Source organism: Kitasatospora sp. LaBMicrA B282 (assembly GCF_050325825.1).
In the GTDB taxonomy this organism is placed as follows: domain Bacteria; phylum Actinomycetota; class Actinomycetes; order Streptomycetales; family Streptomycetaceae; genus Kitasatospora.
The window spans coordinates 22,018-34,452 of record NZ_JBNQTI010000007.1; the positions used below are offsets into that span (position 1 = coordinate 22,018).

At 74.1% G+C, this 12,435-nt stretch carries 9 protein-coding genes; 7 read left to right on the top strand and 2 right to left on the bottom strand.

Going from position 1 to position 12,435, the window contains the following annotated elements; genetic code table 11:
• Positions 1–106 precede the first annotated feature (106 nt).
• The 6 genes from ACQRUO_RS03705 to ACQRUO_RS03730 all read left to right on the top strand — a co-directional run bounded on the left by ACQRUO_RS03705 (position 107) and on the right by ACQRUO_RS03730 (position 10,057).
• Entirely contained in the window at positions 107–2,299 is a 2,193-nt protein-coding gene (locus ACQRUO_RS03705) for a M60 family metallopeptidase (RefSeq protein ID WP_428314230.1), read from the top strand.
• A 215-nt stretch (positions 2,300–2,514) separates the two neighbouring features.
• Positions 2,515–3,072, top strand: coding sequence for a ParH-like protein (locus ACQRUO_RS03710; protein ID WP_428314231.1), 558 nt, complete (start codon positions 2,515–2,517; stop codon positions 3,070–3,072).
• Positions 3,065–4,318, top strand: a complete 1,254-nt coding sequence (locus ACQRUO_RS03715) for an MAB_1171c family putative transporter (protein WP_428314232.1) — start codon at positions 3,065–3,067, stop codon at positions 4,316–4,318. Before ACQRUO_RS03710 ends, ACQRUO_RS03715 begins: the two co-directional genes overlap by 8 nt.
• A gap of 102 nt (positions 4,319–4,420) precedes the next feature.
• Positions 4,421–4,930, top strand: coding sequence for a hypothetical protein (locus tag ACQRUO_RS03720; protein WP_428314233.1), 510 nt, complete (start codon positions 4,421–4,423; stop codon positions 4,928–4,930).
• Between the two features lie 239 nt (positions 4,931–5,169).
• Entirely contained in the window at positions 5,170–6,504 is a 1,335-nt protein-coding gene (locus ACQRUO_RS03725; protein ID WP_428314234.1) for a TIM44-like domain-containing protein, read from the top strand.
• Positions 6,505–6,751: 247 nt separating this feature from the next.
• Positions 6,752–10,057, top strand: a complete 3,306-nt coding sequence (locus ACQRUO_RS03730; RefSeq protein ID WP_428314235.1) for a BTAD domain-containing putative transcriptional regulator — start codon at positions 6,752–6,754, stop codon at positions 10,055–10,057.
• Positions 10,058–10,124: 67 nt separating this feature from the next.
• Here ACQRUO_RS03730 and ACQRUO_RS03735 read toward each other — a convergent pair whose 3' ends face one another.
• The gene (locus ACQRUO_RS03735; protein WP_428314236.1) at positions 10,125–10,604 is read right to left on the bottom strand and encodes a DUF6328 family protein; all 480 of its coding nucleotides are present in this window, start codon (positions 10,602–10,604) and stop codon (positions 10,125–10,127) included.
• Between the two features lie 238 nt (positions 10,605–10,842).
• Between ACQRUO_RS03735 and ACQRUO_RS03740 the strand changes: the two genes are divergently transcribed.
• Entirely contained in the window at positions 10,843–11,274 is a 432-nt protein-coding gene (locus ACQRUO_RS03740) for a VOC family protein (RefSeq protein ID WP_350625615.1), read from the top strand.
• A 48-nt stretch (positions 11,275–11,322) separates the two neighbouring features.
• Here ACQRUO_RS03740 and ACQRUO_RS03745 read toward each other — a convergent pair whose 3' ends face one another.
• Positions 11,323–12,357, bottom strand: coding sequence for a PucR family transcriptional regulator (locus tag ACQRUO_RS03745; protein WP_428314237.1), 1,035 nt, complete (start codon positions 12,355–12,357; stop codon positions 11,323–11,325).
• Positions 12,358–12,435: the final 78 nt, after the last annotated feature.

Below are 12,435 nucleotides of genomic sequence, written 5' to 3' on the forward strand. Positions count from 1 at the left end.
TGCTTCTCTGCTCACAGAGGGTTCCTCTGCTTGCAGCGGGTTCCGGTCGCGAAGCGCGGCTCCGGGGCCGCGCGCTGCGGACGTGGACGACAGAGAGGTGGGTGCCGTGCTGGCAAGGCTTGGGCGTTGGGGCGGGAAGGGTGTGTGCACCGGGCTCGGGGCCCTGCTGGCGCTGGTCGGCGCGGCGCCGCTCTCCCCGGCGCGGGCGCAGACGGGGAACGACGTGACCGTCACCGCGAGCGGCCCGGCCAGGGCCGGCGTCGGGGAGGCGCTCACCTACAACGTGCAGGTGAGCGGCAGCGGCGCCCGGACCGAGGACACCACGCTGACGTTCCGGCTGCCCGACCAGGAGGACTTCGTGTCGGTGGACGGCCGGTCCTGCTCGGTCACCGCCGACCGGCGCGGCGTGGTCTGCGCCTACGGGGTGCGGCAGGGCGGCACCTTCGGGCAGCCGGACATCACGGTGCGGATCAAGGACTCGGTCCCGGTGGGGACCCGGATCACGGCCGACTTCACCACCGGTTACCGCCGGGGCGGCACCGCCTACCAGGGCGGGACGGCGAGCGTGGTCACCGAGGCGGTCCCCGGCGGCCTGGCCTGCCCGGTGGTGCGGGACGCCGCGCTCTTCCCGCAGTCCCGCACCCGGACCTTCCCCGCGCTGCCGACCTCGGCGGCCGAACGGGACCGGCTGCAGACCGACCTGGCCCTGGCGGACGTGCAGCCCACCGGGTTCTGCCTGCGCGCGAACCGTCCGGCCCGGGTGACCGTCTCCGGCGGCTCGCCGGGCGCGACCGTGGAACTGCAGGTCGGGACCTGGGCCCTGGTGGACCCGTACAGCCGCACCGGCTACGGCACCTACACCGCCAGTCAGGCCCCGCCACGGTCCTACCGGCTGACGGTCGGTGACAACACGATCAGCGATCCGGCGGGCGGGATCCTCTACGTGCGCCACACCGCGAACTCGCCCGCGGCCGCGTCCGCGGTCACGGTGACGCTGGACGACGGCCCGGGCGTCCAGCCGATCCCGCAGTACGACCGGCAGAGCACCACCAACGCCCAGTGGCAGGGCATGCTGGGCGCCACCACGGCAGCCGGCCCGGTCGAGCTGGTCGGCGACCACGTCGTCATCGCGGGGATGCAGGAGTCGGCCCTTCGCTACGCGGGCGAGAGCCAGGACGACCTGCTGGACACCTACGAGAAGATCCTGCGGGCCGAGGACGACCTCTGTGGCCTGGACGGCTCCAGCGCCCGCGACACGCGCTCGCCGCTGCGCTTCTTCGCCGTCGAGAGCCCCTCCCGCACGAACCCCAACGCGACGTACTACCGGATCGCCATGCCCAGCAACCGCAACGGCGTCCTCTTCTCCGCGACCGAGGCCGCGAACGACTGGGGGCTCTTCCACGAGTTCGGGCACCAGCACCAGCAGCGCTGGACCTGGGGCGAGGACCAGGACACCAACAACGTGGTCGAGGTCACGGTCAACATCTACTCCATGGCCGCGGACCGGCAGTTCGCGCACACCACCGACGGCTGGGCCGACGAGACCACCTGGGCCCCGGGCAGGGACTACCTCGCGCAGTCGGCCCGTCGGTTCGCCACCGCGCCGAACAAGGTGCAGTTCGACATGTTCGCCCAGCTCGACAAGGCGTTCGGCCCGACCTTCTACCCGCAGCTGCACCGGCGGATGCGGGCCGATCGGCCGAACCTTGCCGACACCGACCAGCAGATGCGCTGGTTCACGGTGACCGCCTCGCAGATCGCCGGCGTCGACCTGACCGACTACTTCGCCGACCGCTGGGCGGTGCCGCTGGACCGGGGGACCCTGGCCGCGCTGGCCGCACTCGGCCTCCCCAAGCCCGCCACCGACCCGAGCACCGTCGCCGCGTTCACCGGGAGGAAGGACGACCGCTCGGAGATCGTCCGCTTCGTCAACCGCACCGGCGCCGCGCTCAACCGGTCCGCCCTCGACCTCAAGGACGGCACCTGGGCGCGCCAGCCGGAGCTGCGGATCCCGGCCGGCCGGACCGCCGTGCTGCGGGTGACCACCCGCGGTGGCATCGACGGCACCACGGCCTACGCCCTGCCGGGCCCGGGCCAGGGCGGCTTCACCTACCGCAGCCCGCAGGTCGGCCGGAACAACTACGCGGTCAGCACCACCCAGGGTGTCAAGGTCACCGTCAACGACGAGAACCAGAACAGCCGCACCACCCCGCCCGGCACCGCCCTCGACCGCTACGACAGCGACGTCCTGGGCAAGGGCGACGACCCCACCGTCTGGGTCACCTTCGACCGGCCCTGACCACCGGCGGCGAGCGGGGTCGGCTGCACGGGCCCGACCCGGGATGCCGGGCGTCATGCGCGTCGATCTCGCAAACGATGACGCTCCGACGGCACGCCGGCTTGGGTGATGATGGTGTGGCAAGGAGCTTGCTCCGCAGGAGCGAGATGATGGTTCCCGGTCTCCGCCCCGTAAGATCGTCCGCTGCGGGACGGCCGAACGCCTGGGGAGTGAACGTGGGGCATCCGGATGACGTGGCGGAACGGGGCCTGTGGCGGCGCTGCCGCCGGATCGCGGAATCACTGCCCCTCCCGGAGCCGTTCGACATCCCGACACTGACCGAGTCGCTCGCCGGACTGCGCGGCAAGCCCATCGAGTTGGTCCCGCTCTCGGGCCCGGAGCACTCGCCGTGCGGCATCCTGATCGGCACCGACCGGGCGGACTACATCGGATACCCCGTCAACACCACGGCGCTGCACCAGCAGCACATCGTGCTGCACGAGATCGGCCATCTCCTGTGCGGCCACGCGGGCATCTCCCCGCTCGGTGCCACCGCGGTCCGGACCTTGACCCCCCGACTGTCGGACGAACTCGTGCGCCGGGTGCTCGGCCGGTCGGCGTACTCCGAGAGTCAGGAACAGGAGGCCGAGCTGATCGCCTCGCTGGCCCTGCAGCGCGTTCTGCGCCGGCCGGGTCCGCCGGCCGGTGCCGTGGGGGAGCTCGCCGACCAGGTCGAGCGGTTGAGCCTGTTGTTCGGTCGCCCGAACCGTCCCGGCAGGACGCGCCGTGGGTGACCGGGTGGCCGACGTGGCCGGCTACCTCGCCGGTGCCGTCGCCGTGCTCGGCACGCTGTGGAAGGTGCTGATCGACCGCGGGCGACGCTCCGACCCGGTGCTCCGCTACGCCTACGCCTGCGGTGTCATGCTGGGCGCGGCGATGACGGTCACCGCCCCGGCCACGGCCTCGGCGGTGACCGGGACGGTGCCGGACCTGAGCTGGCTCACCCTGATCGGCGACCAGTTGAAGACCGGCGCGGTGGGCGCGCTGGCCATGCTGGCCTGCGCCACCCGGTCGGCCGCCGCCGCTCGGCGCGCCGTGCGCAGGCAGGTCCTGATCACCGGCGCCACGATGCTGGTGAGCATCGTCGCCTTCACCGCGGCCGGGACCACCCGCGCGGGTGACGACCTCGGCGCGAGCGGCCCGGGCCGGCTGGTCCTGGTGGGGTACATCGCGCTGTTCACCGTTCACTGTGCCTGGTGCCTGTCGGTCTTCGGGCTGGTCATGGCCCGCTGCGCGCGGCACCTGCCGCGCGGCTCCCTCCGCCTGGGGCTGCAGTTGATGGTGGGTGCTGCGTTGGCCGGGCTGCTGTGGACGGCGGACAACCTGAACGACATGGCGGACGTGCTGACCACCGGCCACGAGAACGGTGCGGAGACCGTCCAGTCCGCCGTGGCGGCCGCCGTCTGCCTCACCCTCGGCTTCGCCGGTGCGACGGCGACCGCCTGGGCCGGCCACCTGGGCACCTGGGCCGGGAGGGTACGGGCCTGGCACTACCACCGCAGGCTCGCGCCGCTGTGGCGGGCGATGCGCGCCGTGCTGCCGGAGATCGAGTTCGCCGTGGCGGCCGGGGAAGCGGACCGTGGCGGCCGACTCTCCCTTCGCGGAGCCCAGTTCGCGCTCTACCGCCGCGTCATCGAGATCCGCGACGGGCAGCTCGCCCTCCGCCCGTACCTGCACCCGCGGATTCCGCACTGGGTGACGGAGTTCACCGGGGCCAACGACACCGGAGCGCCGCAGCGGGCAGCCGTGGTCGAGGCGGCGACCATCGCCGCGGCCCTGGAGGCCGCCCGGGCCGGACACCGCTTCTCCACCGGCGAGGACGTGGGGTGGGTCCCGTACCCGGTGTCCGCCGACATCGGCCGGGAGGCGGCCTGGCTGATCAGGGTGGCCGGGGCCTTCACGGGCTCCGCCGTCGTGGCCCGGACTCGCGACCGGGTGCGGGAGGAACTGCGCTGCGCGCCGGAAGCTGCTGCGCCCTGATACCGGCCCTCCAGGGGTGAAAGGACGGGCAATCCGCCCCGCTTCCCCGTGCGGCGACGGTACGTTGACGGTCTGCCGCGATCCATGGGGAGAGATGCCGACGTGACCTTCGACCAAGCCACCCTCGCCGGCGCCGCGAGCGCGGTCACCGCCGCCGCGCACGCCGATGATTCGGCCGCACTGTACCGGGCCGTGATGCCCCCGGCGGGCACGGCCACCCCGCCGGATCAGGCCGCCGCCTGGTTCGGGTCGCTCCTCCTGCGCCTGGCGCTCGCCGCCGCGGCCGGGTCCGAGCTGGAGCGGGGCTGCTCCCGGCAGGCCGTCTCGGACTGGATCGGGCAGGTCCTGGGCGCGCTGCCCACGCCGGCGCTGCTGCGCGCCCAGGACCCCGGCCGCATCGACCACGGTCAAGCGGTGCGTGCCGCAGCCGACCACTCCCGGTGTCGCGAGTACGCCGTCGACCTGATCCGGGTGGGCCTGGCGGAACCGGACGACGCACTCGACGAACGGGGTGCGGAAGCCCTCAGCGCGGTCACCGGCGACAAGCAGATGCAGCTCACCGTGATCAAGACCCTCGGCCGCCTCGCACCCACCCCCGGCAGGCGTGGCTGACCGTGCCGGCCGGCCGGGAGCACCGCAGGGACACCGAAGCAGCCGGGCGCCCCGCCCGCCGGGCGGCCCCGGCGCCTCGACGCCGCGCGAAGGCAGGACCCCCCCGCCCCGGGCGGCCCGTCGTCCCCGCCGTCGGCAGGCCCCACCTCTCCGGGACTTCCCAGGTGATCCGGCTAGGCTGGCGCAAAACGTCTTTGATTCATGGGGAGAGCCCGGTGCGCGCCAGTCGGTGGATATGCGTGGTCGCTGGAGTCGTCGCGCTGAGTAGCCCGACGGTCGCGTATGCCCGCGGTGGGGGAGGTAGTCACGGCTTCCATGGCGGCAGCAGCCACAGCGGTGGCAGCAGCCATGGCGGTGGCTTCCACGGGTCGACCGGCGGCATCGGCTTCGGCCACGGCTTTGGCCTCGGGTTCGCAGGCGGCGGCGGAGGCGGCGGTGGTGGGCTCTTCGTCCTGCTGGTGATCGTGGCCGTGGTCCTCCTGTTCCTGTGGCTCAGATCCCGGCGCCGGAAGGCGGGGCGGGCAGGCGGTCTGAACACGGTGTCGGACCGTACGGCGCACCGCGCGGACGCGCAGGCGCGCGAGCGTGCCGCCCAGGTCGGGGCCCGGGTCGATGCGATCGCCGACACGGATCCGACCTTCGATCGCGCTGCGCTCGAGCACCGTGCCGTCTCGCTGTACGTGACGGCCCAACGTGCCTGGACGGACCGCGACCACGCCACTCTGCAGCAGATCCTCTCCCCGGTCCTCTACGGCAAGTGGGCCGACGAGCTGCGCGACTACGAGTCACGCGGCGAGGTCAACGTCGTGGAGATCGTCTCCGGCCCCGTGGTCGAGTTGGTCGACGTCGCGAATCGTGCGGGTGAGCTGAACGACACGGTCACCTTCCGGATCACCGCGACGCTCAACGACTACGTGCACCGCGGCTACGGCTCGGATGCCGTGCGCAAGGACGGCTCGACGCGCCCGGTCGAGTACTGGACGCTGCGCAAGAGCAGGGCCGGCGAGTGGATCGTGTCGTCGGTGGAGCAGGCGGCCGAGGGAGCGCACCACCTGACCAACGCCATCGAGACGGACGGCTGGGATCAGAAGGAGGTCGCTCGGGAGGCGGTGCTCGAGGTGGCCGGGAAGACCGCGGTCAGGGGCGTGAGCGACATCCTGTCGTACACCAACATCTCGTGGAGCACGGATGCCGACGCCGCCGTCGGCGATCTGAGCGTGCTCGACGGTCGGTTCGACAGGTCGGTTCTCGAGGTCGCCGTCGAGCGGTTCCTCGAGGAGTGGGTCATGAACGACGGCAGCCTCGACTTCACGTCCGTGCGCACCGTCAACCGCACCGTCATGCGTGACGCTGTCATCACCTCGGTCAAGGTCCGCTCGCTGGTCTCGCGCGACCCGATCGTCTTCCGTGTCGCGGTCGACGCCGAGGGCGTCTACTACGAGGTCGACCGCCGCACCGAAGAGGTGCTCCGCGGCGACGCAATCAGGCGCGGGCCGATCACCCTCGCCTTCGACCTGCGGCTGGACGACACGTCGACCGGAGCGTGGACCGTGGTCGCGACCGACGTGGAGTAGGCGGAGCCCGGCCGAGCAGAAGTCGCCCCGCCCCGCCCACCGCGTTCCTCCGGTGGGCGGGGCGCCATCGGTACCAGCGGGACCGGCGGGAGCCGGAGGCGCTGCGGACGAAGAAGCCGAGGAGCCACAGGAGCCCGGGGTGGTCGGATGATCCGACTGGTTGCTTGAGTGCCCCGCGCTCGGCGCCGCCCGGGCATCGGGATAATGATCTTGATTGATCGGTGGTGCTGAGCGAGGAGCGGGCGGGGTGCGGATCAAGGTTCTGGGGCCGCTGCAGGTCGTGCGGGGTGGGGACGGGACGGCCTGCGAGATCGGCGGGGCCCGGCTCCGGCTGCTGCTGGTCCGGCTGGCGCTCGAGCCCGGGCGCGTGGTCACCCGGGAGCGTCTGGTGGACGACCTCTGGGAGGACACCCCGCCGGCGGAACCGGCCGGCGCCCTGCAGTCCCTGGTCTCCCGGCTCCGCCGGGCCTTGGGCACCGACCGCCTCGTCATCGGCTCGCACCCTGCCGGGTACCTGCTCGACCTGCCCCGGGTGGGCGTGGACGCCTGGGACTTCGAGCGTCGGGCGGCGGCGGGGCGGGCGGCGCTGACGGCGGGCCGGTTCACCGAGGCGGTCGCGCTGCTGGGCGGGGCGCTGGAACTGTGGCGCGGAGCACCGTTCGCGGACGCCGAGGGCGTCGGGTTCACCGCCGCGCCGGCGGCCCGGCTGGCGGAGCTGCGGCTGTCGGCCGTCGAGGACTGGGCCGACGCCCTGCTCGCCCTCGGCGGGGCCGGCACGCTGCCGCGGCTGGTTGCCGAGCTCACCGGACTGTGCGTCAGCCACCCGCTGCGCGAGCGGGCCGCGGTCCGGCTGATGCGCGCGCTCCACGCGGACGGGCAGCAGGCGGCGGCGCTGGAGGTGTTCGATCGGACCCGGCGGGCGCTGGCCGAGGAACTGGGCACCGACCCGTCCACCGAACTGCGGGACGTCCACCTGTGGGTGCTGTCCGGCGCGCAGTCGTCGACGCCGACGCCGAGGCCGACGCTGGCTCCGGCTCCGGCTCCGGCTCCGCCCGGGATCCCGGCCGGGCGGGCGGTGCTGCCCACCTGGCTCACCGCTCTGGTCGGCCGCGACGAGGCGCTGAGGGCGGTTCAGGAGCTTCTGCGCCGCTCCCGCCTGGTGACGCTGACCGGGCCGGGTGGTGTCGGCAAGACCCGGCTGGCGGTCGCGGCCGCGTCGCCCGCGACGGACGCGACGGACGCGACGGACGTCCGGCTCGCCGAGCTCGCGGGTGCCGACGGCCCGGACGCGGTGGCCCGGGTCGTGCTGGCCGCCGTCTGCCGCCCGGCGGAGGCCGGGGTGCTGGCGGGCGGCCTGCCCGCCGGCGAGCAGCCCCAGGACCCCGTCGACCGGATCGTCCGGGCCCTGGCGGGGCGTGACGTCCTGCTCGTCCTGGACAACTGCGAGCACCTGATCGAGGACGCGGCCCGGCTGGCGCACCGCCTGCTGGCCGCCGCGCCCCGGCTCACCGTGCTGGCCACCAGCCGCGAACCGCTCGGTGTCCCCGGCGAGGCCCTCTGGCCGGTGGCGCCGCTGACCGTACCCGCTCCCGGCTCCACCGCACAGGAGGCGCTCGCGCACCCGGCCGTCGCCCTCTTCACCGAGCGGGCCGCCGCGGCATGTCCCGGCTTCGCCCTGGACCACGACACCGTCGAACCGGTCGTCCGGATCTGCCGGGAGCTGGACGGCCTGCCGCTGGCCCTCGAACTGGCGGCGGCCCGACTGCGGGCCCTGAGCCCCGGCCAGGTCGCGGAGCGGCTGCACGACCGGCTCCGCCTGTTGGACCGGGGCTCCCGCACCGGCCCCGACCGTCACCGCACGCTGCGCGCCGTCGTGGGCTGGAGCTGGGAGTTGCTCGACGAGGACGAGCGGGTCCTGCTGCGACGGCTCTCCGTGTTCGCCGGCGGGATGACTCTCCGCGACGCGCACCGGGTCTGCGCGGGCGACTGGCCGCACGGGCCGGCGCCCGACCCGACGGCCGTCGAGGACCTGCTGACCTCTCTGGTCGACAAGTCCCTGGTCGACACGCCTCTGCGCGCATCCGCCGGCGGGGAGCCCGGGGCGGTGCGGTACCGGCTGCTCGAGACGGTTCGCGCGTACGCCGCCGAACGGCTCGTCGAGGCGGGCGAGGACGGCCCGACCGGCGCCGCCCACCTGCGCTGCTTCGTCGGGCTCGCCGAGGACGCCGAACCCCTGCTGCGGACGGACGGCCAGATCGGCCGGCTGGCCCGGCTGGACGCGGAACAGGGCAACCTGGACGCGGCGCTGCGCCGGGCGGTCGCCGTCGGCCCGCCGGAGCACGCCCTACGGCTGGCGGCCGCCCGGGCGTGGCCCTGGCTGATGCGCGGTCAGGGCCGTGAGGCGGCTGAGTGGACCTCGGCCGTCTTCGCGGCGCACGGCTGCACGCCGCCGCCCGGCCTGGAGCAGGCGCACGCCCGGTGCGTGGTCCTGGCGCAGCTCACCTCCCCGTTCCGGGAGCCCGGCGGCACCGTTGTCACGCCTGAGGCGGTGGGCGTGGCGCTGGTCACGGCCGAGCGGGCCGAGCACCCCGTCGCCCTGGCCGCCGCGCTGCTGCTCGCCATGACGGGGCCGCCGGGGGCGGTGGGTGCCACGGCGCAGCGGTACGTCGAGCACCCCGACCGGTGGATCCGGGCCGCGGCCCATCTGGTGCTGGGCCGGATCGAGTTGGGGGCGGGCCGGGTCGATCGTGCCGAGCACTGCCTGCGGACCTCGGTGGACGGTTTCCGCGTCCTGGGCGACCGCTGGGGGCTGGCCCTGGCGCTGGTCACGCTGGCCGCGCTGCTGTCCGTCACCGGCGCCGCCGAGGAGGCGCTCGCGGTGCTGGCGGAGGCCGGTGAACGGGACGCCGAGCTGGGCGGCTCCGGCGAGGCGCCGCTGTCGCTGCTGCTGTCGGGCCGACTGCGGGCACGCTGCGGCGAGGCGGCCGCGGCCCGGGCGGACCTGGAGCGCGCGCTGGCCACCGCCGAACGTGACCGGGATCCGCAGCTGCACGCCGCCGCCCGCTACGCGCTGGGTGAACTCGCCCGGCGCAGCGGGGACCTGGCGGCCGCGGTCGAGGGCCAGCGGGAGACGCTGCGGCGGCTGGAGCAGCAGCCCGCGACCGGGCCCGGCGCCCCGGCACGACTGCACCTGCTGGCCCTGCTGCACACCAGCCTGGCCCGGACCGAGCAGCGGCGCGGCGCGCCGGAGGCGGCCGGGCCGCTGCACCGCCGTGCCCTGCAACTGGCCGCGGACAGCGGCGACCAGCCGGTGCGGGCGGACGTCCTGGAGGGGTACGCCGAGTACTGCCTCGCGCGCGGCCAGGCGGCGCGCGGTGCGGCGGCGCTGGGCGCGGCGTACGGCCTGCGCGGGGCGCACGACGCGGGGGACCCGGAGCTGCGGGCCGTCCTGGACGGCTGCGCCGAGGCCCTCGGGGAGGCCGGTTTCCAGGCCGCCTGGGAGCGCGGCCGGGCGCTGTCGCGGCCGGAGTCGCTGGCCCTGGAGGCCGGCTGACCGGTGCTCCGCGGTGCGTGGGCTGTGCCACCCGGCGCGGTGTGCTCGACGGCCTGGCGGAGGCGGTTCAGCGGGGGCGCAGTGCGCGGGGCAGGGCGAACCACAAGCCGGCGAACATGAGGGTGGACGCAGCGGTGATGCCGACGGCCGCTGCCGGGCCGAGGACGACGTCCATCAGCAGCAGGACCGCCGTGTTGAGGGCGAGGGCCAGGACGGCGAGGCCGAGCTCGGTGAGGCGGGTCGACAGGTCGACGATGCGGCGCTTGGCTCCGCGGTGGAACAGGCCGCGGTGCAGGGCCACCGGCGTGGCGAGGAGGGCTGCGGCCACGACGGTGAGCAGGAACGAGGTGACGTAGATCGTCTTCTGGGCGAGGTCGAGGCGGGTGAAGCGATCGGTGAAGGCCAGGCCGAGAAGGAAGGCGAACAGGATCTGGACACCCGTCTGGACGACGCGCAGTTCCTGGAGCAACTCGACCAGGTTGCGGTCGGCGCGCTCCTGAGGACTCTCGTGTCGCTCGGGCGGGCCGGCGGGCTCGGGTGTCGGCATGCCCCCACTATCCGGCCTACGACGGGCTACCGGGCGCCGGCCGGACACGGCGCGCCGATCTCGACCGGGGGCCGGTGACCGTGTTGGGCGCACTGCTCGCCCGGGTGAGCAACAAGAGAGCCTTCCCGTACACCCCTGCGACCGCACGGCACGGCAGCGGGTGGCAGGTGCCTCCTCCCGACAACGTCCGGACCTCGCGTCCTGGGGAGCTGGGCAGGGCCTCTGTTATGGTGCGCCGATGTCAACGATCAAACAGTTCCAGGTGACCTTCGACTGCGCGGAGCCTGCGCGCCTCGCCGCCTTCTGGTGTGAGGTGCTGGGGTACGTCGTGCCGACGGTCCCGGAGGGCTTTGCCACATGGGGGGAGTACCACCGCTCGCTGCCGCCCGAGGACGAGATCTACTTCGCGTGTACTGATCCCTCGGGCGTGGCCCCGCGCCTGCTCTTCCAGCGAGTTCCCGAGGGCAAGGTCGTCAAGAACCGGGTGCATCTCTGTGTGCGGGCCGGCGCCGGGCTCGTGGGTGACGAGCGCCTGGCCACACTCGAGGCCGAATGCGCACGGCTGATGGCGCTCGGCGCGAAACACGTGCTGACGCAGCGCGCCGATGGCGTCAACGAGTCGTGCATCACGATGCAGGACATCGAGGGCAACGAGTTCTGCCTCGCCTGATTCTCCTCAGCACGCGGGCTCAGTTCGGCGAACGGGGCTAACCCTTTCTCAGTCATCGAGTAGCCGCCATGCGGTGAGCGCGAGCCTGGCCCGGGTCAGTCCGGCGGGCTCGGTGAGGTCGACGCCCAGAGTCCTCCCGATGTGTCCGAGCCGGCGGGCGACGCTGGTGTGGTGCAGGTGGAGCAGGTCGGCGGCCCGGCGTAGGGAGCCGGTGGCGCAGTAGGCGTCCAGGGTCTCCAGATGTTCCGGGCTTTCGGCCGCTCTTCCGATGCCGGCCACGTCGGGGTTGGCGCGCAACGCGTCCCGGGGGATCTCGGCCAGGAGCGCCCACGCACCCAGGTCGGCGTAGTGGATGACAGGCTCGCGAGGGCTGGTGAAGCGCAGGGCGGTGCGGGCTTGCCGCCAGGACAGGTCCGGGCGGTCGGCGGCGCCGATGCCCGCGCGTACCCCTGCCGGAACCCGGGCGCCGTCCACGGTGGTGGCCAGGATGACGCCCGCGTCGGCGAGTTGCGCCGCTCTCACCGGGCGGCCCGGGCAGACCAGGGCGCCGATCCTGTCGAGCGGGAGCTGCGACCGTACGGCGACGACGCGCAGCGGCAGGTCGGCGGCGAAGCCCAGGAGGCGTAGCGCCCGTGCCCTGGCCGCCTCGTCGCCGCCGGAGCTGATCGCCAGTTCGACCAGAGCGGGGTCGGCCATGGTGGTGCCGGCCGGACCGTGGCGTTCGACCACCGTCGCGGCAGCGATGGCGAGCCGGTCCAGCAACACGTCGTCGAGCGGACCGGGCGGGCCCGGGCGCTCCAGCCACACTGTGCCCATCTCCTCCCCGTCGAGCGTGACGGGCACTGCGGTGGACACGTGCGGCGGCGGGCCGGAGGCCGGCGTGCCGTCGGGCGAGACGCGGATCGCCTGCCCGGTGCCGTGGAGCCGAAGACCCGCCGTGCACTCGGCCAGGCCCGCCGATGCCCGGGTCAGCGCCGCCGGATCCACCCGTCGACGCATCAGTGTGTCGTAGAAGGCGACGATGCGGACCACGCCTTGGGTGTGCGAATCGAGTTGCGACAGCCGTTCGGCCAGTGCCTCCATGACAGCAGGATAGGCGCGCCGATCGGTGCGCGGCCGGGGTGAATCAGGCAACGGCCGGCGGCTGTGCCACGGCGCGGT

Coding starts and splice junctions, on each gene's coding strand:
- ACQRUO_RS03735 (WP_428314236.1), bottom strand. CDS start 10,604: ATGCCGACACCCGAGCCCGCCGGCCCGCCCGAGCGACACGAGAGTCCT.
- ACQRUO_RS03740 (WP_350625615.1), top strand. CDS start 10,843: ATGTCAACGATCAAACAGTTCCAGGTGACCTTCGACTGCGCGGAGCCT.
- ACQRUO_RS03745 (WP_428314237.1), bottom strand. CDS start 12,357: ATGGAGGCACTGGCCGAACGGCTGTCGCAACTCGATTCGCACACCCAA.